The organism is Pseudomonas sp. JC1203 (assembly GCF_056175065.1).
This window is the reverse complement of record NZ_JBWCAM010000002.1, coordinates 1-22,766: the sequence shown is the minus strand read 5'-3', so window position 1 is coordinate 22,766 and position 22,766 is coordinate 1. Positions and strand designations below refer to the sequence as shown.

Here is a 22,766-nt window from a genome sequence, read left to right as displayed (position 1 = left end):
GCGGCTTTGGGCAAAGCGTTATGGATCAACGGGTTGTGAGGTTAAATTAATCTTCATTGTGGGAGCTGGCTTGCCAGCGAGCTGTTGTAGCCCAAAAGCTCGCTGGCAAGCCAGCTCCCACAGGTGCATGTCATACAGGATAATGGCTCGCCAGAAAGCGCAACAAATGGCCGTTGACGATGCCGGGCTGTTCGCTCTGTATCCAGTGCCCGCACTGCTTGACGATATGCTGCTCAAGCCTGGGTACGCGCTTGGGCATGCGCAGCAGCGTGTGCGCCTCCAGCACCCCCACCGGGTCCAGTTCGCCGAGCAGGAACAGCGCCGGCTGCTCTACGTTGGCCTCGGCCAGGAGCTCGGTGCGCTGCCAGTTGCGTTCGAAATTGCGGTACCAGTTCAGCGCGCCGTGAAAGCCACGGCCGGCGAACGTCTGCACGTACACTTCGAACGCTTCGGCGCTGCACCAGGCCGGCAGCCGGTCGGGCTGGTTGATGCCTTCGAACAGCGTGGCGCTGGCGGGTTTTTCCTTGAGGATCAGGTCACCGCTATCGCCGCCCTGCATGAACATACGCAAGGTGTGGGCGATGTCGGCGTCCAGTTCCGCTTCGGCTACCCCCGGGTTCTGGAAGTACAGGATGTAGTTGAAGCGGTCCTTGAAGTGCGCGCGTATCAGCTCTATCGCCGGCTGCTTCGGGCGGCCCGCATAAGGCACCGACAAGGCCACCACCGCCTGCACGCGTTCAGGTTCCAGCAGCGCCAGGTGCCAGGCCACGGGCGCGCCCCAGTCGTGGCCCACCACGCACGCCCGGGTGTGCCCCACCAGGTCCATGGCGCCCTGGATGTCGGCGCATAGGGTCAGCAGGTCGTAGGCCGCCACTGCCTGGGGCGCGGAACTGGCGCCGTAGCCGCGCATCTCCGGCACCCACACCTGGTAGCCGGCCGCCACCAGTGGCGCGATCTGCGCCCGCCAGGAGTACCAGCATTCGGGAAAACCGTGCAGCAGCCACACCGGCCGGCCGTGCTCGGGGCCGGCCACGTGCACGCTCAGGGTGATGCCATTGACTGCCAAAGTACGTTGCTGTGTGGCCTTCATCGTCCATGCTCGTCTGACCGTTTCCAACACCCTAGCAAAGCACAGCCACAACGCTAACCATCATTGATGGCCGCTATGCTCGCGCTGCTGCCGGCGGAATTGGCCCGGTGGCAGGCCCTGGGTCTGGCGGAAGCGCCGCGAGAAATACGCCTCGTCGGCAAAGCCGCAGCGCTGGGCGACGTGGCTGATGGGCTCGTCGCCGTTGAGCAGGTGGGTGCGCGCCAGGCGCATGCGCCGTTCCAGCACCAGTTCGCTGAAGGTGCTGCCGGTGTCCTTGCGCAGCAGGTGCGTAAGGTAATTGGGCGACAGGAAAGCGGCGGCGGCCGCGTCCTTCAGCGTCAGCTCGGGGTTGGCGATGTGCTCGCGAATATAGGCGGTGACCCGCGCCAGCGCGTCGCGACGGCCACGGCGCGCGGCGCGGTCGCAGGCCAACTGCTGCAAGGCCGTGGCGAAGCGCTGGCTGACCACGCCAATCAGCTGCAACAGGCCTGCGCGCAGCAGCGTGGTGGTGCCGAAGTCACGGGTGCGGTCCAGTTCGCGCAGGCGTATCAACACGCTTTCTATCTCGGCAAAGGCCTCGTCGTCGAGGATGAAGTCCAGGTGCTCCTGGCATTGGAACGGCGCCAGCTCCGGCGCCTGGCCCAGGGGCACGTCTTCCAGGTCCAGCGGGTCGCAGGCCAGGTGCGGCAGCAGGAAGCTCTGGGCGAAGTTGATGAGCATGAAGTTGCCGTGCTCGGGGTGCGGGATCAAATGCAGGCGGTGCGGCAGGATAAAGCTCAGGGCGTTGCGCGGAAACGGCCGCACCGCGCCGCCGATGTGCTGCACGGTGTCGCCACCCAGGTTGACCTGGATCTGGAAGTATTCGTGGCGGTGCGGCGCGGTGAGTGCCTCGCGCTCCTGCTTGTCGCGGATGTAGAAATCCTCGCGGTTGCTGCGCTGCTGCATGCCATAGGTGGGCACGCGGGACAGGGACGGCATGGCAGCAACCTCGAAGACCGGAAAGACGCCGCCAGTCTAAAGCGCGGCGCGCCGGCTGTCAGCGCTTGCCGATGCGCAACTCGAACTGCGCCACGCCGTCGATGCCGGCACTGACCTGGTCACCGGGCTGCAAGGCGCCGACGCCGGCCGGGGTGCCGGTGAAAATCAGGTCGCCGGGCTGCAATGCCACCGAGCGCGACAGATAGGCGATCACGTCCGGCACCGCCCAGATCTGGTCCGCCAGGTCGCCGCGCTGGCGCTCCTCGCCGTTGACCTTCAGCCAGATGGCGCCGCTGGCCGGGTGGCCCAGGCTGGCCGCTGGAAGCAGCGCGGTGCACGGCGCGGATTCGTCGAAGCCCTTGGCCCAGTCCCAGGGCCGGCCCTGCTTCTTGGCCTGGGCCTGCAGGTCGCGGCGGGTCAGGTCCAGGCCTACGCCGTAGCCCCAGACGTGGCCCAGGGCCTGCTCGGGGGCGATGTCGACGCCGCCTTCGGCGATGGCCACCACCAGTTCAATTTCGTGGTGCAGGTCGGCGGTCAATGGCGGGTAGGCAATCACGCCTTCAGCCGGCACCACGGCGTCGGCAGGCTTGCAGAAGAAGAACGGCGGTTCGCGGTCCGGGTCATGGCCCATCTCCCGCGCGTGCTCGGAATAGTTGCGGCCCACGCAGAACACCCGGCGAATGGGGAAGCGGCGGCTGTCACCGGCAATGGCAACGCTGGCGGCGGGCGGCTGGGGTATCACGTAGTCGGTCATGGGGCAGCACTCCTGTTTCAAAGGCCACCAGTCTGCCTGCCGGCACCCCGGCTGGCTTGCACAGAACGGCGCGAATTTTGGACTGGGCAACGCAATGGCGCATACTGCGCCACCTGCGTCATGACAAGGAGTACCTATGACCGATTACACCGACAACGTCGTCCCCCTGCGCAACGCCCGTGTGTTCGAGGACGACGGCAACGAACCCGAGCCGCTGGACGACACCATGCGCCGCCTGATGGTGCAGACTTTCGCCGGCACCGACATCGACTGCGCCGCCATCCGCACCCAGGGCCAGTACCGCCAGGCCATGGAATACATGTTCAATGGCATCCTCAACGGCCCGAACCCGGGCGAGAACATTCTGGCCTGGGCCATGAACATCATTAACGTCTCGGGCCAGGAATTCAGCAAGCTGGACGGCTTTCGGGCCAAGCTGTGCGGCAAGGCCATGATCGACATGAGCAACGGCGTGCCTGGCTCGCTGGAGAAGATGCAGCGGGTACAGCGCATCCTGCGCAGCGGCCTGCAGCCGGTAGGCCCCGGCCACACGCCCAGCGAAGACTGAAAACGCGTTACTCGGCGCTGGCCGCCGCGCGGTCGGCGCGCCATTGCGCCAGGGTGGCGTTGGCCTGTTGCAGCTGCTGCTCCAGGTGCGCCTCGCGCAGTACCTGGGCCTTGGTGGCCTGAACCTGCGCCGCCTGCTCTTCGCGGAACACGGCAATCTGCCGGTCCAGCGCCTCGCGCACGCCCAAGGCCTGGGCCAACTGGCTGGCCAGCGCAGTGCTTTCGGCGGCCTTGTCGGCCAGGGCCTGGGCGGCGTTGTCCTGATCCTTGCGCGCCTGGCGCGCCTCCACCAGCATGCGTTCGTTATCGCGGTTAAGGCGCATCAGCTCGTCCTGCTTGACGATCAGGCTCTGCTGCAACTGCCGCACTTCCACCTGCACCTGCTGCACCTGGCCTTCGTGGCGACGCTGATCCTGGTCGCGCTGCTCTTTCACGGCCTGGCGGTAATGCTCCAGGGCGTCACGGGCGTGCTGGTGCTTGTCTTCCAGCGAGCGGATGTGCTCGTCCTTTTCCTGCACGCGCAGTTGCAGGTCGCTGCATTCCTGGCCCAGCCGCGCGTTACGGGTGTGCTCGGCCTGCAGGGTGGTGCGGCAGGTGGCCAACTGTTCCGACTCGCTGGCCAGCGCCTCGGCCTGAATCTCGAACTGCTGTTGCAGGGCGGCGTGGGCCTTGGCGGCCTCGGCCAGGTCGGCTTCAAGCACGGCTTTTTGCAGGTCGAAGCGGGCCTGAGCCTGCTGCACGTACTCGTCACCCTCCTCTTTCAGGCGCAAGGCCAGGCGGCCTACCAGCTCGCCCAGCTCCTGGGTCAGGTGTTCGCGCGGGGCCTGGCGGCGCTGGTCGGTTTCCTCCAGCTCCTTGAGGTACCGGTGGATGGTGGTCTTCGAACCGGTGTTCCCCAGCGCCACGCGCACGGCGTCGATGGTGGGGTTTTCGCCCCGGGCCAGCAGCGCCTCACGCGCCTTTTGCACCACTGCCTTGTTGATCCCGCCCCGTGCCATGCCTGCTCCTGTGAAGTGTACTGCGGTATGTATTCTGTAATGGCGCGCAATATACCACGGTGCTTGGGATATACCACCGAGCTTGGCAATATCACCGTATCAGCTTTGAGACATTGACCTGGATCCACATCGGTGGTCGAATGCGCGCCAGTTTCAGGTGCCCTCAGCCGCCGTGCTCAGGGTGAAACGGGAAGCCGGTGCGTCACTTTGGTGATCAGTCCGGCGCTGCCCCCGCAACGGTAAGCGAGCGAACACGTTGATATGCCACTGTGCACACCGCATGGGAAGGCGACGCGTTCATGACCCTCGCAAGCCCGGAGACCGGCCTGCAAACGCTTCGATTGGCAACCCGCGGTGGGCGGGCGCAGGCCGGTTTCCGTGGGCGTTTGCGCCCGCGATTTGCCATGCGTGTCCCTCCGGGTTCATCTTTTCCTGACTTGTAGTTGGAACAGCATGTCCCGTACTTCCCTGCTTCACAGCCTGGCCCCGTGCCTGGCGTTGTTTTTGCCCTTGCCTGCCCACGCCGATGAACTGGCGCTACCGGCGACCACCATCAGCGAACGCGCCGACACCCCGCTGGCCACGCCCGGCACGGCCGGTTCACGCCTGAACCTGACACCGCTGCAGACCCCTGCCAGCATCAGCAGCCTCGACGAGGCCGCCATCGACGGCCGCAACAACCTCACCGTGCAGGAAGCGGTTACCCGTGCCCCCGGCATCACCAGCATCGCCGCGCCGGGCAACGGCAACACCGCGTTGTCCGCGCGCGGCTTCAGTGGCCATGAGTCGGTGATGACCCTGTTCGACGGCGCGCGCCTGTACACCGGCGCCGGCACCCAGACCTTCCCCGTGGACCCGTGGATGGTCGAGCGCATCGACGTAATCCGCGGCCCGGCCTCGGTGCTGTATGGCGAAGGCGCCACTGGCGCGGTGATCAACGTGGTGCCGAAAAAGCCTTTCGAGGGCGCCATCAGCAACCACCTGCGCGTGGGTTACGGCAGCGACGACCGCCAGCAGACCGCCTTTGACAGCGGCGGTTCGCTGGGCGAGCGCCTCAGCTACCGGCTGACCCTGGACCAGCAAAGCAGCAACGGCTGGGTAGACCGTGGCCAGTCCTCAAGCCTGGCCTTCAGCGGCGCCCTGCGCTGGCAAGCCAGCGACGACCTGAGCGTCACCCTGGCCCATGAGCAGGGCGACAGCCGGCCCATGAACTACCTGGGCACGCCGCTGATCGACGGCCACTACCGCGACAGCCTGCGCGACAAGAACTACAACGTGCGCAACGCCGTGCAGCACTACGACGACCAGTGGACGCGCCTGACCACCGACTGGACCCTGAGCGACGCCGTCAGTGCCAGCAACGAGCTGTACTACATCAAGAGCCGCCGCCACTGGCGCAACGCCGAAAGCTATAGCTGGGACAGCAGCCAGGGCCAACTGCTGCGCGGCAGTTACCTGGAAATCAAGCACCACGAAGAACAACTGGGCGACCGCCAGGCCTTCACCTTCAACCACAGCCTGTTCGGCCTGGCCAGCAAGACCGTGGTGGGCGCCGAATACAACCGCATCCGCTTCGGCCTGGCCAACAATTCCCCCTACACCGATGTCGGCGGCGACTACCTCGACCCGTGGGCGCCGGCGCCTGGCTACTTCCACAGCCAATCGCCGTTCCAGGCGCTGAGCCAGAGCACCACGCAGACCTTCGCGCTGTTCGCCGAAAACCGCCTGCAACTGTCCGAGCGCTGGGCGCTGGTGACCGGTGTGCGCCGCGACCAGAACCATATCCAGCGTGACGACCTGCGCGCCGACACTCGCAGCGACCGCAGCCTGGCCGGCGGCAACTGGCGCGCCGGGCTGGTGTTTGCGCTGACGGACCAACTGTCGCTGTATGGCCAGTACTCCACCAGCCAGGACGGCGTCAGTGACCTGATCAGCATGAACCCCAGCCAGCAGCAGCTGGACCTGGCCCGGGCGAAGCAGACCGAGGTGGGCCTCAAGCAGCAATTCTGGGACGGGCGCGGTGCGTGGACGCTGGCCGCCTACCACATCGTCAAGAACAAGCTACTGACCACCGACCCCATCACCCGCGACACCTTGCAGGTGGGCCAACAGTCCTCGAACGGCCTGGAAGCCAGCCTGGAACTGGCGCTGGCAGACCATTGGCAGCTGTCGGCCAACGCCGCGCTGGTGCGCGCCCGCTATGACGATTTTGACGAAGCGGTGAATGGCCAGGTGCTGTCGCGCGCCGGCAACCGCCCCACCGACGTGCCACGGCGCACGGCGAACCTGTGGCTGAGCAAGGCCCTCACCGAGCGCATCGACGCCGGCGCAGGCCTGCGCTACGTGGACGCGCGTTACGCCAATACCGCCAACACCGCGCAGGTGCCGGGGTATACGGTGGTGGATGCGAACCTGGGCTGGCAGGCGCTGCCGGATGTGCGCCTGGGGTTGCAGTTGAACAACCTGCTGGACCGGCGCTATGCGGTGTCGCAGCAGAATGACGGGGCGCAATGGCAGATGGGCCAGCCGCGGTCATTCTTCGTCACGGCCGATTATCGGTTCTGACGGTGGTGGCCCGGGATACAGCCTTGTAGCAGCAACTGTCTTGAAATGGTGTCGCCTGCATCGCGACTAAAGTCGGCTCCTACGCCGTACGTGGCAGGAGCCGGCCTTGGCCGCGATGCAGGCGACGCGGTCCATGGGGTATCCGCATTCGCGTAGCAGCTGCCGAAGGCTGCGTCCGGCCACCCCACCTGTGCTTCAAATACCCGCCGGCGGCAAGCGGAAATCGGCCCGCGCATCCACGTAGCGCAGCGCCGACTTGCTGTCTTTCCAGCCCACATAACTCATCAATGACTTTTGGTCCCAGCCGCTCTGGCTGGCCCAGTTGGCGAAACCACGGCGCAGGGAGTGGCTGCTGTAGGCCTCGCCATCGAGCCCCGCGCCCATCAACGCTTCGCGCAACAGGTGCATCACGCTGTACGGGTGCAAGGCGCTGTCGCCCAGCCGCCCCCAGCGGTCGATGCCACGGAACACCGGGCCATGGGCAATGCCGGCAGTTTCCAGCCAGTCGCAGTAGGCGTCCACCGGGCACAGCCGTTCCAGCGCCGGTACGGCGTAGGTGCTGCCACGGTTGTCGCGGTCGCCCTTGCTCCAGGGCAGGAAAATCTGCAGGCCCTCGCCGCGCCGTGCCTGGATGAATTGCACGTCCAGCCGGCACAGCTCTTCGCTGCGGAACGCGCGCCAGAAGCCCACCAGGATCAACGCCTTGTCGCGCCGGCAGCGCAGCAGGCGCTTGCCGTCGGCGGCCGCCAGCGCGTCGTTGATTTGCCCGTCCAGCCAGCGCACACAGCGCTCAAGGCCCAGCAGCTGCAGCGGCGCGGCCTGCTTTTCCTGTTGCGGGTGCAGGGTGCGGATGCCCTTCATCACCTGCTTCACCTGCGGGCTCTTGGTCGGGTCGGGGAAGCCCTGGCTGCCGTGCCACTGGGCCAGCGCGGCCAGGCGCAGGCGCAAGGTGTTGAGCGACAGCTTGCCGGCGAAGTCCGCCAGGTAACGCGCGATGGCATCGCTGGTGGCCGGCAGGAAGCCGCCCCAGGTGACCTCAAAGTGCTCGATGGCCGACTGGTAGCTGCGCCGGGTGTTTTCGCGGGTGCCGGCGGCGATGTAGCGGTCAACCTCGGAAACCATGGGGTGGGCCTGTGAGTGGGGACAGCTCGGCAGTATACCTGTGCGGCGCGGACGCAGCCTGCGGCAGCTGCTACGGGGCCGCGCGCACCTCGTTGATCGCGATGCAGGCAACACGGTTTCTGTAGCAGCTGCCGCAGGCCGCGTCCAAGGCACCGCGCTGTCCCTGGCACACCGCAGCGAATCCGGACGCAGCCTGCGGCAGCTGCTACGGGGCCGCGCGCACCTCGTTGATCGCGATGCAAGCAACACGGTTCCTGTAGCAGCTGCCGCAGGCCGCGTCCAAGGCACCACGCTGTCCCTGGCACACCGCAGCGAATCCGGACGCAGCTTGCGGCAGCTGCTACGGGGCCGCGCGCACCTCGTTGATCGCGATGCAGGCAACACGGTTTCTGTAGCAGCGGCAGCAGGCCGCGTCCAAGGCGCCACGCTGTCCCTGGCACACCGCAGCGAATCCGGACGCAGCCTGCGGCAGCTGCTACGGGGCCGCGCGCACCTCGTTGATCGCGATGCAGGCAACACGGTTCCTGTAGCAGCTGCCGCAGGCCGCGTCCAAGGCACCGCGCTGTCCCTGGCACACCGCAGCGAATCCTGGCGGCGCGCAGGATTGGCCACGTTTCGTGGTCTTTGCCATTCCCCAAGGGCCATTGATGCAAAAAACCCACGCAATATGCTGGACGCCACCGCACCGCCACGAGCCTTGCCCATGAGCACCCCACGCACCCTGTACCAGAAACACATCGACAGCCACACCGTCTGCACCCTGGACGACCAGGGCCACGTGCTGCTGTATATAGACCGCCAGGTCGCCAATGAATACACCAGCCCCCAGGCCTTCAGCGGCCTGCGCCAGGCCGGCCGCAGGGCCTGGCGCCCGCAGGCGACGCTGGCGGTGGTGGACCACGTCAACCCCACCGCGCCGCTGCGCACCGCCGCCATGCCCGACGCCGGTGGCGCGCGGCAAGTGGCCTACTTCACCGAGAACTGCCGTGACTTCGGCATCGAGCTGTTCGACGTGCTCGACCGCCGCCAGGGCATCGAGCACGTGGTGGCGCCCGAACAGGGCTTCATCCTGCCCGGCATGGTGGTGGCCGCCGGCGACAGCCACACCACCACCTACGGCGCGCTGGGTGCGTTCGGCTTCGGCATCGGCACCTCGGAAATCGAGCACCTGCTGGCCACCCAGACCCTGGTATACAAGCGCCTGAAAACCCTGCGCGTCACCGTCGACGGGCAGCTACGCCCGGGCGTGGTGTCCAAGGACATCATCATGGCCCTGATCGCGCGTATAGGCGCCTCGGGCGCCACCGGCTATGCCATCGAATTCGCCGGCGCCGGCATCGACGCCCTCAGCGTGGAAGCGCGCATGACCATCTGCAACATGGCCGTGGAAGCCGGCGCGCGCGGCGCGTTCATGGCACCCGACGACAAGGTGTTCGCCTACCTGGCCGACAAGCCGCGCGCGCCCAAGGGCGCGCAATGGCACGCCGCGCTGAGCAAATGGCGGCTGCTGCACAGCGACGCCGACGCCGTGTTCGACCGCGAAGTGCATATCGATGCCGGCAGCCTGACCCCGATGGTCACCTGGGGCACCAGCCCCGACCAGGCCGCGCCCATCGCCGGCCACGTGCCGGACCCGGCGCGCGAGCCCGACCCCATCCTGCGCCAGGGCCTGCAACGCGCCCTCGCCTACATGGACCTTGCGCCCGGCATGGCATTGAATGAGGTGCGCATCAACCACGCCTTCATCGGCTCGTGCACCAACGCCCGCATCGAAGACCTGCGCGACGCCGCGCGGGTGGTGCGCGGCAAGCGCGTGGCCGCCCACGTACGGGCGATGATCGTGCCCGGCTCGACCCTGGTGCGTGAACAGGCCGAGGCCGAAGGCCTGGCGGCGATTTTCCAGCAGGCCGGTTTTGAATGGCGGCAGTCGGGCTGCTCCATGTGCCTGGCCATGAACGACGACGTACTGGCCGCCGGCGACCGCTGCGCTTCCAGCACCAACCGCAACTTCGAAGGCCGCCAGGGCGCCGGCGCCCGCACCCACCTGATGAGCCCGGCCATGGTCGCGGCCGCCGCCATCGCCGGCCACCTCACCGACGTTCGCACCTGTGCCCCGGAGGCCTGAACCATGCAACCTTTCGCTATCGTCACCGGCAGCGCCGCGCCGCTGCTGGCCGCCAACATCGACACCGACGTGATCATGCCCAAGCAGTTTCTCAAGGGCATCGACCGCAACGGCCTGGCCCATGGGCTGTTCTTCGACCTGCGGCTGTTGCCCTCGGGGGCGCCCAACCCCGACTTCGTGCTGAACCAGCCGGCCTGGGAACAGGCAAGCTTCCTGATCACCGGCGCCAACTTCGGCTGCGGCTCCAGCCGCGAACACGCAGTGTGGGGCCTGATGCAACGCGGCATCCGCGCGCTGATCGGCAGCAGCTTCGCCGGCATTTTCCAGGACAACTGCCAGCGCAACGGCGTGCTCACCATCGAGCTGGATGAGGCGCAGCTGGCGCAGGTTGCCAGCGCTGCCGGCAACCCTGCCAGCGCCACCTTGAGCGTCGACCTGCCGCGCCAGGAAATCCGCCTGGCCGACGGCGCGGTCATTGCCTTTGCCATTGACGGGCTGAAGAAACAGGCGTTGCTGCTGGGCCTCGATGCCATCGGCACTACCCTGCAGCGGGCCGAGCAAATCCGTGCGTTCGAGCAGCGGCACCTGGAGGAAAACCCCTGGCTGTGAACCCGGGCGGCCCTGGCAGCGTCAGGGCTGCCGCTGAATATGCACAAATGTAATATCCATTCTCCGTTAAATTCCTATATTTAATAATTACCTTAGAAGTAAATCGAATTTCACAGCGCCGCATCCTACCTTTATGTTCTTCATCAACGACCGACCCCACGCCAGGCGGAGGCCCTTGATAACGCTCTATCCATAAAGGAAGCACCCATGAGCATCGAGTTCATCGGCTACATCGGCGGTCACCACAGTTCTGAAATCCACCCGGCCAGCGGCCCGGTCCTGCAGGCCGAATACATCGAGAAGGTCGCCCGCGCCCATGAAGAAGCCGGCTTTGACCGCGCCTTGGTGGCCTTCCACTCCAACAGCCCCGACAGCACGCTGATTGCCAGTCACGCCGCCAGCGTGACCAAAAAACTGCAATTCCTGATTGCCCACCGCCCCGGCTTCGCCGCCCCTACCCTCGCCGCCCGCCAGTTCGCCACGCTCGACGTGCTGAACGGTGGCCGCACCGCCGTGCACATCATCACCGGCGGTGACGACAAGGAAATGCGCGCCGACGGCAGCTTCATCGGCAAGGACCAGCGCTACGCGCGCACCGACGAATACCTGAGCGTGCTGCGCCAGGAATGGAGCGCTGACAAGCCGTTCGACTTCAAGGGTGAATACTACGAATTCGAAGGCGCCCATTCGGCGGTGAAAACCGCGCAACCCATTCCCCTGTACTTCGGCGGCTCGTCGCCTGCGGCCATCGCCGTGGCGGGCAAACACGCCGACGTCTATGCCCTGTGGGGCGAGACCTACGAACAGGTGAAAGAGGTGGTGACCCAGGTGCGTGCCGAAGCCGCCAAGCACGGCCGTACCGTGCGCTTCAGCCTGTCGCTGCGGCCTATCCTGGCCGAAACCGAGGAAAAAGCCTGGGCCCGCGCCGAGAGCATCCTGGCCCAGGCCACTGCCCTGGCCGAGCAGCGCGGCTTCGTGCGTCGCGAGCCACCGAACGAAGGCTCGCGCCGCCTGCTGGCCGCTGCCGCCAAAGGCTCGCGCCTGGACAAGCGGCTGTGGACCGGCATCGCCGGCCTGCTGGGCGCGCAGGGCAACTCCACCTCGCTGGTGGGCACCCCGGAACAGGTGGCCGAAGCGCTGCTGGACTACTACGACCTGGGCATTACCACCTTCCTTATCCGTGGCTTCGACCCGCTGGAGGACGCCATCGACTACGGCCGGAAACTGATCCCGCTGACCCGCCAGCTGGTGGCCCAACGTCAAGCACAGGTGGCTTGAAGCAAGGAGTGAAGATGTCCCAGGTTCGTCACCCCGAACGCCTGCGTGCCTTTATCGGCGCCCTGGCCGAATTGCTCGACAGCGACCCGCGCGAAGGCGACAAGCTGCACCGTGGCGGCCAACTGCTGCAGCAACTGGTGAGTTTCGATGACTGGCTGCCCGAGGAATACGCGCAGCCGTCGCCGGAACGCTACCAACAGTTCCTGCTGCACGCCGACTCGCGCCAACGCTTCTCGGTGGTCAGCTTCGTCTGGGGCCCGGGCCAGCGCACGCCGATTCATGACCACCGCGTGTGGGGCCTGATCGGCATGCTGCGCGGTGCCGAAGATTCGCAGAACTACCGCCGCACCGACAATGGCGCACTGGTGCCCGACGGCGCGCCGATCCGCCTGCTGCCCGGCGACGTCGAGCCGTTGTCGCCACGCGTTGGCGATATTCACCAGGTGAGCAACGCGTTTGCCGACCAGGTATCCATCAGCATTCACGTGTACGGCGCCAACATCGGCGCCGTGCACCGCGCCGTGTACCAGCCCGACGGCACTGAAAAACTGTTCATTTCCGGCTACTCGAACACCACGCTACCCAACATCTGGGACCTTTCCAAAGAGAACCACAGCCTATGAGCCACCCCCTGACTCGTTCCTTCGCCGACATTCGCCACGCCCTGCTGCAACGCCAGGAAGTGGCGCTGGTGGACGTGCGTGAAGAGGCGCCGTTTGCCCAGGCGCACCCGCTGTTCGCGGCCAACATTCCGCTGTCGAAACTGGAGGTGGAGGTTTACCCACGCATTCCACGGCTGAACACTGCCATTACCGTCTACGACGACGGCGAGGGCCTGGCGCAACGGGCCGTGGAGCGCCTGGCGCAGCTGGGCTACACCGACGTGGCGCTGCTGGAAGGCGGCCTGCAGGGCTGGCGCGACGCCGGCGGCGAGCTGTTCATCGACGTCAACGTGCCCAGCAAGGCCTTTGGCGAACTGGTGGAGCACGAGCGCCATACGCCATCGCTGGCCGCCGAAGAGGTCAAGGCGTTGCTCGACCGCCAGGCCGACGTGGTGGTGCTGGACGCGCGGCGCTTCGACGAATACCAGACCATGAGCATTCCCACCGGCATCAGCGTGCCGGGCGCCGAACTGGTGCTGCGCGCCCGTGAACTGGCGCCGGACCCGGCCACCCGCATCATCGTCAACTGCGCCGGGCGCACCCGCAGCATCATCGGCACCCAGTCGCTGGTCAACGCCGGCCTGCCCAACCCGATCTCGGCGTTGCGCAACGGCACCATCGGCTGGCTGTTGGCCGGGCAAACCCTGGACCACGGCCAGGCCCGCCAATTCGCTGCCACCAGCGAGGACACCCGCCAGGTCGCCAGCGCCGACGCCCGCCGCGTGGCCGACAAGGCCGGGGTCAAGCGCGCGAGCCTCGCCGACTGGCAGCAATGGCAGGCCGAGGCAGGCCGTACCAGCTACCTGTTCGACGTGCGTACCCCCCAGGAATTCGAGGCCGCGCACCTGCCCGGCGCCCGCTCCACCCCTGGCGGCCAGTTGGTGCAGGAAACCGACCATTACGCCAGCGTGCGCGGGGCGCGCATCGTGCTGGTGGACGACGACGGCGTGCGCGCCAACATGAGCGCTTCGTGGCTGGCCCAATTGGGATGGGACGTACAGGTGCTGGACGGTGTCGACGCCAGCGCCTTCACCGAGCGCGGTGCGTGGAAACCGGCGGTGCCGGCGGTGCCGTCCTATGAAGTCATCAGCCCGGACACCCTGGCCGACTGGCTGACCCAGGGCGACACCCAACTGCTGGACTTCACCACCAGCGCCAACCATGTGAAGCAGCACATTCCCGGCGCCTGGTGGGCCTTGCGTGCAGACCTTGCCAACGTGCTGAAGAAGGTCCCGGCCGCCGAGCGCTACGTGCTCACCTGCGGCAGCAGCCTGTTGGCACGTTTCGCCGTCAGCCAGGTGCAGGCGCTGACCGGCAAGGCGGTGTTCGTGCTGCGCGACGGCACCGCCAGCTGGTTGGCGGCGGGCCTGCCCACCGACAGCGGCGAAGGCCACCTGGCGTCGCCGCGCATCGACCGCTACCGCCGCCCCTACGAAGGCACCGACGCCCCGCGCGAAGCCATGCAGGCGTACCTGGACTGGGAGTTCGGCCTGGTGGCGCAGCTGGCCCGCGACGGCACCCATGGCTTCTATGTGATCTAAAAAACCCTGCAATAAATGTGGGAGCTGGCTTGCCAGCGAGCTTTTCGGCCTCAACAGCTCGCTGGCAAGCCAGCTCCCACACTCGCGGCCGCTGCTACACCCCCGATGGTGGGGGGGGGGGCCCCGGCGCGGCTGCCCCCCCCCCCCGCCGGGGCGCCCCCCCCCGCTCCCACACTCGCGGCCGCTGCTACACGCCCTATGGAGCACCCACATGCCCTTCCCTCGCCTGCTGTCCACCGCCCTGCTGTGCCTGGCCGCCACCCTGGCCCACGGCGCCGACCTGCAACCGCTTAAGGTCGCCAACCAGAAATCCACCATCAAGGCCCTGCTGCAAGTGTCCGGTGAGCTTGAGCATGTGCCCTACACCATCGACTTTTCCGAATTCCCAGCCGCCGCCCCCTTGGGCGAGGCGTTGAACGCAGGCGCCGTTGACGTCGGCGCCCTGGGCGATGCGCCCTACGTGTTCGCCCTGGGCGCCGGTGCGCCGCTGAAAGTGGTGAGCATCACCCACATGGACGGCCGCTTCACCACCGCCCTGCTGGTGCCCAAGGACTCGCCCATCAAGCAGGTGGGCGACCTCAAGGGCAAGCGCATCGTCACCACCAAGGGCTCCATCGGCCACCTGCTGGTGATCAAGGCCCTGCACGAAGCCGGGCTTGAAACCAGCGACGTGACCTTCGCCTTCCTGCTGCCCAGCGAGTCGCGCGTGGTGCTGGAAAACGGCAGCGTCGACGCCTGGTCCACCTGGGACCCGTACACCACCGTGGCCACCGCCAGCGGCCAGGAGCGCGTGCTGGTCAGCGGCGCCACGTTGCTCAGCAACCACCTGTACCTGGCCGCCACCAGCCAGGCCATCGCCGACAAGCGCGTGCAACTGCAGGACTTCGTCGCCCGCGTCGACCGCGCCTGGCAGTGGGCCAACGGCCACCCGCGCGAGTACGCCGCCGCCATGGCCAAGGTCACCGGCCTGCCGCTGGAGATCCAGCTGGCCGCCGCGCAGAACACCCACATGGAACGCGTGCCCATCGACGCCCAGGTCATCAAGGGCCTGCAGCAGACCGCCGACCTGTACCGCAGCGAAGGCATCCTCACCAAGCCGGTGGACGTGTCCAACGGCTTCGACGAAAGCTTCAACGCCAGCACCCCCATAGCCGCCAGCGCCCAGTGATTGATCAAAGGAGTATGACCATGACCCAGCAACGCCAACTCAAACTCGGTGCCATGATCCACGGCGTCGGCCACGGCTGGGGCGAATGGCGCCACCCCAAGGCGCTGCCCAACGCCAGCACCAGTTTTGCCTTCTACAAGCAGCAGGCGCAGCTGGCGGAAGCGGCGAAATTCGACTTTGCCTTTATCGCCGACAGCCTGCATATCCACGAAAAATCCAGCCCGCATTACCTCAACCGCTTCGAGCCGCTGACCATTCTTTCGGCGCTGGCGGCCACCACCCAGCACATCGGCCTGGTGGCCACTGTCACCGTCAGCTACACCGAACCCTTCCAGGTGGCGCGCCAGTTCGCCTCGCTGGACCAGCTCAGCGGCGGCCGCGCCGGCTGGAACGTGGTGACCTCGTGGCTGAGCGGCACCGCCGACAACTTCGGCAAGCCCGAGCACCCGGCGCACGCCACCCGCTACCGCATCGCCCGCGAGCACGTGGACGTGGTCAAGGGCCTGTGGGACAGCTGGGAAGACGACGCCTTCACCTACGACAAGCAGACCGGTGAATTCTTCGACCCGGCCAAGTTGCACACCCTGGGCCACAAGGGCGAGTTCTTCGCGGTGAAGGGCCCGCTGAACATCGCCCGCTCGCCCCAGGGCCAGCCGCCGATTTTCCAGGCCGGCACCTCGGAAGACGGCCGCAACTTCGCGGCCGGCAACGCCGACGCGATCTTCGTCCACGGCGAGAACTTCGAGCAGGCCAGCGCCTACTACCAGGACCTCAAGCGCCGCGCCACCGAGGCTGGCCGTGACCCGCACAAGCTGGCGATTCTGCCCGGCATTCGCCCCATCGTTGGCCGCGACGAGGCCGAGGTGGAAAGCCGCTACCAGCAGGCCGTGGAACTGGTGAGCATCGAGGACGCCATCGTCGCCCTCGGCCGCCCGTTCAACGACCACGATTTCAGCCAGTACCCACTGGACGCGCCGTTCCCCGACGTCGGCCACCTGGGCGCCAACAGCCACAAGGGCAGCAGCGAGCGCATCATCGAACTGGCACGCGAGAACGACTGGACCCTGCGCGAGGTGGCGCTGTATTTCTCGCGGCCCAAACGTGACTTCGTCGGCACGCCTGCGCAGGTTGCCGACCACATCGAACACTGGTTCAAGGCCGGCGCCGCCGATGGTTTCATCATCAACTCGGTGCTGCCCGATGGCTTGCAGTATTTCACCGAACTGGTGGTGCCGGTGCTGGTGCAGCGCGGGCTGTTCCGCGACGCCTACACCGGCTCCACCCTGCGCGAGCACCTGGGCCTGGCCGTGCCGGCCAACCGCAACGCCGCGCCGTACGCTGCCAAGGCGCCCGCCGAGGAAGAACTGGCATGAGCGAATTCAGCTACCGCACCCTGCTGCCGGCGCTGACCGCGCAACTGGCGGCCAGCGCCGAACTGCACGACCGCACCGGGCAGTTCCCGGCGGCCAACTTCGCCCTGCTGCACCGCCACGGCCTGCTGGGTTTTACCGTGCCCAAGGCCTACGGCGGTGGCGGCGCCACCCTGGCCCAGGCGCGCGACGTGATCGCCGCCGTGGCCCGTGGCGAGCCGTCCACGGCGCTGATCCTGGTGATGCAATACCTGCAGCATGCGCGGCTGCCGTTCAGCCACTGGCCCGAGGCGTTGCGCCAACAGGTCAGCGAGGACGCGGTGCGCAACGGCGCGCTGATCAATGCCCTGCGCGTGGAGCCCGACCTGGGCACGCCGGCGCGCGGCGGCCTGCCGGCGACCATCGCCCGGCGCACGCCGGAAGGCTGGCGCCTGAGCGGCACCAAAATCTACTCCACCGGCAGCCACGGCCTGGCCTGGTACAGCGTGTGGGCACGCAGTGACGACGCCGACCCGCTGGTGGGCGCCTGGCTGGTGCACCGCGACACTCCCGGCATTGCCATCGTCGACACCTGGGACCACCTGGGCATGCGCGCCACCTGCAGCCACGAGGTCACCTTCGACAACGTGCTGGTGCCGCTGGACCACGCCGTCAGCGTCAGCCCGGCCAGCGCGCCTGCGGCTGAGCTAGACGCGCAGGGCCTGCTGTGGATGGCCGTGCTGCTGTCCGCCGTGTACGACGGCGTGGCGCAGGCGGCCCGCGACTGGCTGGTGCAGTGGCTCACCGAGCGCACCCCGTCCAACCTTGGCGCGCCGCTGTCGAGCCTGCCGCGCTTCCAGGAAACCGTGGGCCAGATCGATACCCTGCTGTTCAACAACCGCAGCCTGCTGGACGCCGCCGCCCAGGGCCTGACCGCGCCGCAGCACGCGGCGCAGATCAAGTACCTGGTTACCGACAACGCCATCCGCGCCGTGGAACTGGCCATTCAGGCCTCGGGCAACCCCGGCCTGTCGCGCCACAACCCGCTGCAGCGGCACTACCGCGACGTGCTCTGCAGCCGCGTGCACACGCCGCAGAACGACGCCATTTTCACCGGCGTCGGCAAGGCCGCCTTCGCCGCTTTTAGTACAGGAGTCACGCCATGAGCGACCTGGTCATCGCCAGCCAGCTGGACGCGCCGTTCAACCAGGCCTTACGCGAGCGCCTGGCCAAGACCCACCCCGGCGTGAAGGTGATAGAAGTGCCGGTGGGGGTGCCCAGCGACCTGCCGCCCGAGGCGCGCATCCTCATGGGCCGGCCCATCAATGTGCGCGGCTACCAGGCGCCCGACACCCCGCCGCCGGGCTGGCCCTATGGCCTGCGCTGGATTCAGCTGGCCTCGTCGGGCATCGACTTCTACCCGGCGTGGCTGTTCGACGGCCTGCCGGTGACCACCGCGCGCGGCAGTGCCAGCGACCCCATTGCCGAATTTGCCCTGGCGGCGATCTTCGCCCGCAACAAGCACCTGCCCGATATTTGGGTGAACAACGCCGACTGGCAGTTCACCGCGCTGACGCCGGTGAAGGGCCAGACCCTGGGCATTCTTGGTTTCGGCTCCATTGGCACGGCCCTGGCGCACAAAGCCCAGGCCCTGGGCCTACGGGTGATTGCCCTGCGCCAGAGCGACACGCCCTTGGGCGTCGATGGCGTGGAGGCGGCGCGTGACATTCACCAGTTGTTCGCCGAGGCTGACCACCTGGTGGTGGCGGCGCCGCTGACACCCGACACCCGCCACCTGATCAACGCTCAGGTACTGGCCAGCGCCAAGCCCGGGCTGCACCTGATCAACATCGCCCGTGGCGGGCTGCTGGACCAGGAAGCGCTGCTGCACGCCCTGGACCACGGGCCGCTGGGCTTCGCCACGCTTGATGTCACCGAGCCCGAGCCGCTGCCCGAGGGCCACCGCCTCTACAGCCACCCCAAGGTGCGCCTGTCGCCGCACACCTCGGCCATTTCCACCCGGGGCGCCGAGGCGATCGCCGACATCCTGCTGGACAACCTGGACCGTTTCCTCAACGAGCAACCCCTGCACAACCTTGCCGACCGCGCACGCGGGTATTGACCAACACCGCGTTGCCTGCGGACGCGGCCTGCGGCCGCTGCTACGAGAAGCCCCGTAGCAGCGGCCAAAGGCCGCGTCCAAGCCCCACCCAAATCCCCCCGTAGCAGCTGCCGAAGGCTGCGTCCCAGGGCCCACACGAAAATGGCGGAAGGCAGCCGGAGTCGAACCTGCCCGGGAACGGCTGCCGTCCCCAACCGGGTTTGAAGCCCGGCCGCGCCACCGGGCGCGATTGCCTTCCTGTAAACGGCTCAGCCGTCCTGCGCCAAGGGGTTCTCCAGGCGCAGACGGCGGTGCTCGCCCAGCCTGCGGGTCAGGCCGATGCGATCAAAGAATTCCAGCACCTGAATGCTGCGCTTGCGGCCCAGGCCCACCCGGTCACGGAATGCCGTGACCTGAATATCCGGCCCCTGCGCCTGCAGTTGCCTCAGCATAGCCGCCATTTGCCGCAACGTGGTGTCCGGGTAGAACAGGTCCTTGACCACCTGGTGCACCTGGCCCAGGCGCGCCAGTTTGCGCAGCAGCAGGCGCACGCTGGCGTCGTCGTGACCGCTGGCGCTGGCCAGCTCGCGCACCCACGGCGGGTCCATGCCGCCCGCGTCCAGCAACGGCCGCAGGTGCTGCCACAAGGCATCGTCCGCAGCGTTCAATTGCGGCTGGTGGCGGGGCAGGTGCAACCACGGCCCGCTGGCCAGTACCGCCCCTTCGTTGAGCAATTCCTCCAGCAGGCTGATGTACGCCGGGCGCTCCACCGGCAGCGCCGCGAAGCGCCGTAGCCGGTCGCGGTCGGGGCCCATCTGGTCGGGCTCCAGTTCGTGAAACCGCTCCAGGTGCGCCAGCAGCGCTACCTTCAGCGATTGCCAGCGCTGTTCGTTGAAGAGCAGCGGCCCCTGCCGCGTGGCCACCACCCGCACCCCGGGCGGCAGCCGCCAGGTCTGGCGCTGGCGGTTGAACTGGCGCTCCAGGCGCTGCGGGTCGAGGCCGCTGCCGTTGTGGGCCAGCAACATCGGCAAGGCGCCTTCAAGGCTGGTGGCGCTGGCCAGCACCTGCAACTGCGCAAGCCTTGCAGGGCTGCGGCGCTGGCGTGACGGTGCGAACGGGTCCAGCACCCGGCCGCCGCCCAGGGTTCGCTGGGCGCTCTGGTCGCGCAGCACCAGGCGGTCGCCACGCACCGGTTGCAGGGGCGCGTTCAGCAGCAGCTGCGCCAGCATGCTGCCGCCGGGGGCCAGGCTGCTGCCTTCCAGCAGCGCCACCCGCGCGGTGACGTCCTGGGTGCCCAGGTGCACGTGCACCGGGCTGAAATGCTCGAACGGCCTGGCTTCGCTGGCCAGCAGCTGCAGTTCGATGTCAATGCGCTGGCTGGGCGCGAACAACCATTCGGGCACCAGCCAATCGCCGCGGTGAATGTGCTCCAGCGCCAGGCGCTCGCCGGTGAGGTTCAGCGCCACCCGCTGGCCGGCCACTGCCTGTGCGGCCGCCTGGTTTTGCGCGTGCAGGCCGCGCACCTTCACCGGCCGGCCTTCGGCGCCCAGCAGCAGCGCATCACCCACCTGCACCTGGCCGGCGATGGCCGTGCCAGTGACCACGATGCCGGCGCCCTGCACCGTGAACGCGCGGTCGATGGCCAGGCGAAAGCCACCGGTGTCGCGAGCCTGGCGCATCTCGCGCTGCATCATCACCAGGGTCTTCAGCAGCGTGTCGATGCCAGCCCCGGTGACGCTGGACACCGGGATGCGTCGCGCCGCCGCGTAGGGCCCATCGGCCAACAGCCGGTCGACCTGGCCCTGCACCTCGCGCACCCGCGCCAACGGCACCCGGTCGCATTTGGTGATGGCCACCAGCGCCTGGGGAATGCCCAGCAGCTGGACGATGGCCAGGTGCTCCAGGGTTTGCGGCATGTAGCCGTCGTCGGCGGCCACCACCAGCAGCACCAGGTCGACCCCCTGGGCGCCGGCGAGCATGTTGTGGACGAAGCGCTCGTGGCCCGGCACGTCGATGAAGCCGGTCAGCGGCGCATCACGCTCCAGCGCCGCGTACTGGTAGCCCAGGTCGATGGTGATGCCGCGCTCGCGCTCTTCGCGGCGGCGGTCGCCGGGCTGCCCGGTGAGGGCCGCCAGCAGCGCGGTCTTGCCGTGGTCGATGTGGCCGGCGGTGCCGATAATCACGGTGCGGCCCACCCGGGCAGCTGCGCCAGGAACGCCGGCTCATCGTCCAGCTGGCGCACGTCCAGCCACAGGGCGTCATCGTCCAGGCGCCCCAGCACCGGAATCGGCAGGCCGCGCAGGCGCGCTTCCAGCTCAAGCAACTGGCGCCCACGCAGGCGCCTGGACACCTGCGGGCGCAGGCACAACGCCGCCCCCGGCAGGCGCGCCACCGGCTGGCTGCCGCTGCCGATCATGCCCAGCGCGGGCACGGCAGACACCGCCCAACCCTGCCCCACCGCCTGGGCCACGGCAGGCAGCAGGCGCTCGGCCTGGGCCTGCAGTTGTTCAGGTGCACGGGTCAACAGCTGCAGGCTGGGCAAGCGCTCGGCCAGGCGGTCGGGGTCGCGGTACAGGCCCAGCACCGCCTCCAGCGCCGCCAGGGTCAGCTTGTCGACCCGTAGCGCGCGTTTGAGCGGGTTCTTCTTGATCTTCGCGACCAGGTCCTTGCGGCCCACGACCAGCCCCGCCTGTGGGCCGCCCAGCAGCTTGTCGCCGCTGAAGGTGACGATGTCGGCGCCGTCGGCCAGGGCCTGGCGCACTGTGGGTTCGGCGGGCAGGCCCCAGCGGGTCAGGTCCAGCAGGCTGCCGCTGCCCAGGTCTTCCAGCAGCGGCAGGCCGTGCTGGTGGGCAAGCTGCGCCAGTTCGGCGGTGGGCACCTGGGCGGTAAAGCCCTGGATGCTGTAGTTGCTGGTGTGAACGCGCATCACCAGGCCGCTGCGCGGGTTGATGGCGGCCTCGTAGTCGCGGGCGTGGGTGCGGTTGGTGGTGCCCACCTCGTGCAGCTTAACCCCGGCGCGGGCCATGATGTCGGGGATACGAAAGGCGCCGCCGATCTCGATCAGCTCGCCGCGCGAAATGATGCCTTCCTTGCGCGCCCCCAGGCTGTTGAGGGCCAGCAGCACGGCGGCGGCATTGTTGTTGACCACCGTCACCGCCTCGGCGCCGGTCAGCTCGCGAATCAGGCCTTCGATCAGGTCGTCACGGTCGCCGCGCTTGCCGGTGGCCAGGTCGAACTCCAGGTTCAACGGGTAGCGCGCCGCCGTCTGTACGGCCTCGATCGCGACCTCGGGCAACAGCGCCCGCCCCAGGTTGGTGTGCAGCACCGTGCCGGTGAGGTTGAACACCCGGAGAATGCGGCTTTGATGCTGCACGTGCAGCCGCTCGCTGACGCGGCCCAACAGCACCTCCGGCATTTGCTCCGCTGCCTGCGTTGGCTCGCCCTGGCGCACGTCATCCAGCAGCCCGCGCAACGCCTGCAGGGTGGCTGGGCGGCCGTAGCGGTCGAGCAAAGGCAGGCAGGCAGCGTGGCGCAACAGGCTATCGACCGAGGGCAGGCGCGGTGGCATCAGGGGGCTCCGGTGTGAATACCCCAACAGCGTAGCCGGTGAAGCCAGGATGCGCGTAGCAGCGGCCACCAGGCCGCGTCCGGGGCGCCGCGCAACATCAGGAACGGCGGGGTTAGGGGACGCAGCCTGCGGCAGCTTGTGTCTAGAGAAGGGAATAGAATCTAAGGTGAGAGCGGTGAATGGCAGGTTGTTCGGCAGCAGTGTTGATAAGCACGTGTAGCAGCAGAACCGCCATTCACCTCTCCGCTCTGGCTACAAGCCCGAACAGTTGAACGAGCCGACCTCGAACAT

Annotated in this window: 18 protein-coding genes, 1 tRNA gene and 1 riboswitch; of the genes, 11 read left to right on the top strand and 8 right to left on the bottom strand. The window is 67.7% G+C overall.

Annotation, left to right across the window (positions count from 1 at the left end; translation table 11 throughout):
• Positions 1-130: 130 nt before the first annotated feature.
• From AC0SZ7_RS03320 to AC0SZ7_RS03310, 3 genes are read right to left on the bottom strand one after another with little or no spacing between them, the layout of a single operon-like run.
• Positions 131-1,090 (bottom strand): alpha/beta fold hydrolase, encoded by a 960-nt coding sequence (locus AC0SZ7_RS03320; RefSeq protein WP_475503001.1) that lies wholly within the window; start codon positions 1,088-1,090, stop codon positions 131-133.
• A gap of 60 nt (positions 1,091-1,150) precedes the next feature.
• Entirely contained in the window at positions 1,151-2,068 is a 918-nt protein-coding gene (locus tag AC0SZ7_RS03315; RefSeq protein ID WP_475503000.1) for a helix-turn-helix transcriptional regulator, read from the bottom strand.
• A 58-nt stretch (positions 2,069-2,126) separates the two neighbouring features.
• Entirely contained in the window at positions 2,127-2,822 is a 696-nt protein-coding gene (locus AC0SZ7_RS03310; protein ID WP_475502999.1) for a fumarylacetoacetate hydrolase family protein, read from the bottom strand.
• Between the two features lie 136 nt (positions 2,823-2,958).
• On the opposite strand from AC0SZ7_RS03310, the gene AC0SZ7_RS03305 reads away from it, so the two are divergent.
• Positions 2,959-3,390, top strand: a complete 432-nt coding sequence (locus AC0SZ7_RS03305) for a hypothetical protein (protein ID WP_475502998.1) — start codon at positions 2,959-2,961, stop codon at positions 3,388-3,390.
• Positions 3,391-3,397: 7 nt separating this feature from the next.
• Here the strand turns inward: AC0SZ7_RS03305 and AC0SZ7_RS03300 are convergent, their stop codons facing one another.
• Positions 3,398-4,387: a DNA-binding protein gene (locus tag AC0SZ7_RS03300; protein WP_475502997.1), complete on the bottom strand. Its 990-nt coding sequence runs from the start codon at positions 4,385-4,387 to the stop codon at positions 3,398-3,400.
• 138 nt (positions 4,388-4,525) lie between these two features.
• Positions 4,526-4,731, top strand: a riboswitch (cobalamin riboswitch).
• Positions 4,732-4,840: 109 nt separating this feature from the next.
• Here AC0SZ7_RS03300 and AC0SZ7_RS03295 point away from each other — a divergent pair.
• On the top strand, positions 4,841-6,952 hold the full coding sequence (locus AC0SZ7_RS03295; protein ID WP_475502996.1) for a TonB-dependent receptor: 2,112 nt from the start codon (positions 4,841-4,843) through the stop codon (positions 6,950-6,952).
• 195 nt (positions 6,953-7,147) lie between these two features.
• Here AC0SZ7_RS03295 and AC0SZ7_RS03290 read toward each other — a convergent pair whose 3' ends face one another.
• Entirely contained in the window at positions 7,148-8,074 is a 927-nt protein-coding gene (locus AC0SZ7_RS03290) for a site-specific integrase (RefSeq protein ID WP_475502995.1), read from the bottom strand.
• Positions 8,075-8,777: 703 nt separating this feature from the next.
• Here AC0SZ7_RS03290 and leuC point away from each other — a divergent pair.
• From leuC to AC0SZ7_RS03245, 9 genes are all read left to right on the top strand, one after another.
• Complete coding sequence (gene leuC / locus AC0SZ7_RS03285) at positions 8,778-10,199, top strand: 3-isopropylmalate dehydratase large subunit (protein WP_475502994.1); 1,422 nt, start codon at positions 8,778-8,780, stop codon at positions 10,197-10,199.
• A 3-nt stretch (positions 10,200-10,202) separates the two neighbouring features.
• Positions 10,203-10,808, top strand: a complete 606-nt coding sequence (leuD, locus tag AC0SZ7_RS03280; RefSeq protein WP_475502993.1) for a 3-isopropylmalate dehydratase small subunit — start codon at positions 10,203-10,205, stop codon at positions 10,806-10,808.
• Between the two features lie 207 nt (positions 10,809-11,015).
• Complete coding sequence (locus AC0SZ7_RS03275) at positions 11,016-12,086, top strand: LLM class flavin-dependent oxidoreductase (protein WP_475502992.1); 1,071 nt, start codon at positions 11,016-11,018, stop codon at positions 12,084-12,086.
• A gap of 14 nt (positions 12,087-12,100) precedes the next feature.
• A complete protein-coding gene (locus AC0SZ7_RS03270; protein ID WP_475502991.1) occupies positions 12,101-12,709 on the top strand; it encodes a cysteine dioxygenase family protein in 609 nt (202 codons plus the stop codon).
• Complete coding sequence (locus AC0SZ7_RS03265; protein WP_475502990.1) at positions 12,706-14,289, top strand: rhodanese-related sulfurtransferase; 1,584 nt, start codon at positions 12,706-12,708, stop codon at positions 14,287-14,289. The genes AC0SZ7_RS03270 and AC0SZ7_RS03265 overlap by 4 nt, the downstream gene beginning before the upstream one ends.
• A 211-nt stretch (positions 14,290-14,500) precedes the next feature.
• Positions 14,501-15,457, top strand: a complete 957-nt coding sequence (locus AC0SZ7_RS03260; RefSeq protein ID WP_475502989.1) for an ABC transporter substrate-binding protein — start codon at positions 14,501-14,503, stop codon at positions 15,455-15,457.
• Between the two features lie 20 nt (positions 15,458-15,477).
• Positions 15,478-16,830, top strand: coding sequence for an LLM class flavin-dependent oxidoreductase (locus tag AC0SZ7_RS03255; protein WP_475502988.1), 1,353 nt, complete (start codon positions 15,478-15,480; stop codon positions 16,828-16,830).
• Positions 16,827-17,972, top strand: coding sequence for an acyl-CoA dehydrogenase family protein (locus AC0SZ7_RS03250; protein ID WP_475502987.1), 1,146 nt, complete (start codon positions 16,827-16,829; stop codon positions 17,970-17,972). Before AC0SZ7_RS03255 ends, AC0SZ7_RS03250 begins: the two co-directional genes overlap by 4 nt.
• Positions 17,969-18,928, top strand: coding sequence for a D-isomer specific 2-hydroxyacid dehydrogenase family protein (locus AC0SZ7_RS03245; protein WP_475502986.1), 960 nt, complete (start codon positions 17,969-17,971; stop codon positions 18,926-18,928). Before AC0SZ7_RS03250 ends, AC0SZ7_RS03245 begins: the two co-directional genes overlap by 4 nt.
• Positions 18,929-19,070: 142 nt before the next feature.
• On the opposite strand, the gene AC0SZ7_RS03240 is transcribed toward AC0SZ7_RS03245, so the two are convergent.
• From AC0SZ7_RS03240 to selA, 3 genes are all read right to left on the bottom strand, one after another.
• Positions 19,071-19,166: transfer RNA gene (locus tag AC0SZ7_RS03240), tRNA-Sec, on the bottom strand.
• 10 nt (positions 19,167-19,176) lie between these two features.
• Positions 19,177-21,090 (bottom strand): selenocysteine-specific translation elongation factor, encoded by a 1,914-nt coding sequence (gene selB / locus AC0SZ7_RS03235; RefSeq protein ID WP_475502985.1) that lies wholly within the window; start codon positions 21,088-21,090, stop codon positions 19,177-19,179.
• A complete protein-coding gene (gene selA / locus AC0SZ7_RS03230) occupies positions 21,087-22,478 on the bottom strand; it encodes an L-seryl-tRNA(Sec) selenium transferase (protein WP_475503381.1) in 1,392 nt (463 codons plus the stop codon). The genes selB and selA overlap by 4 nt, the downstream gene beginning before the upstream one ends.
• Positions 22,479-22,766: the final 288 nt, after the last annotated feature.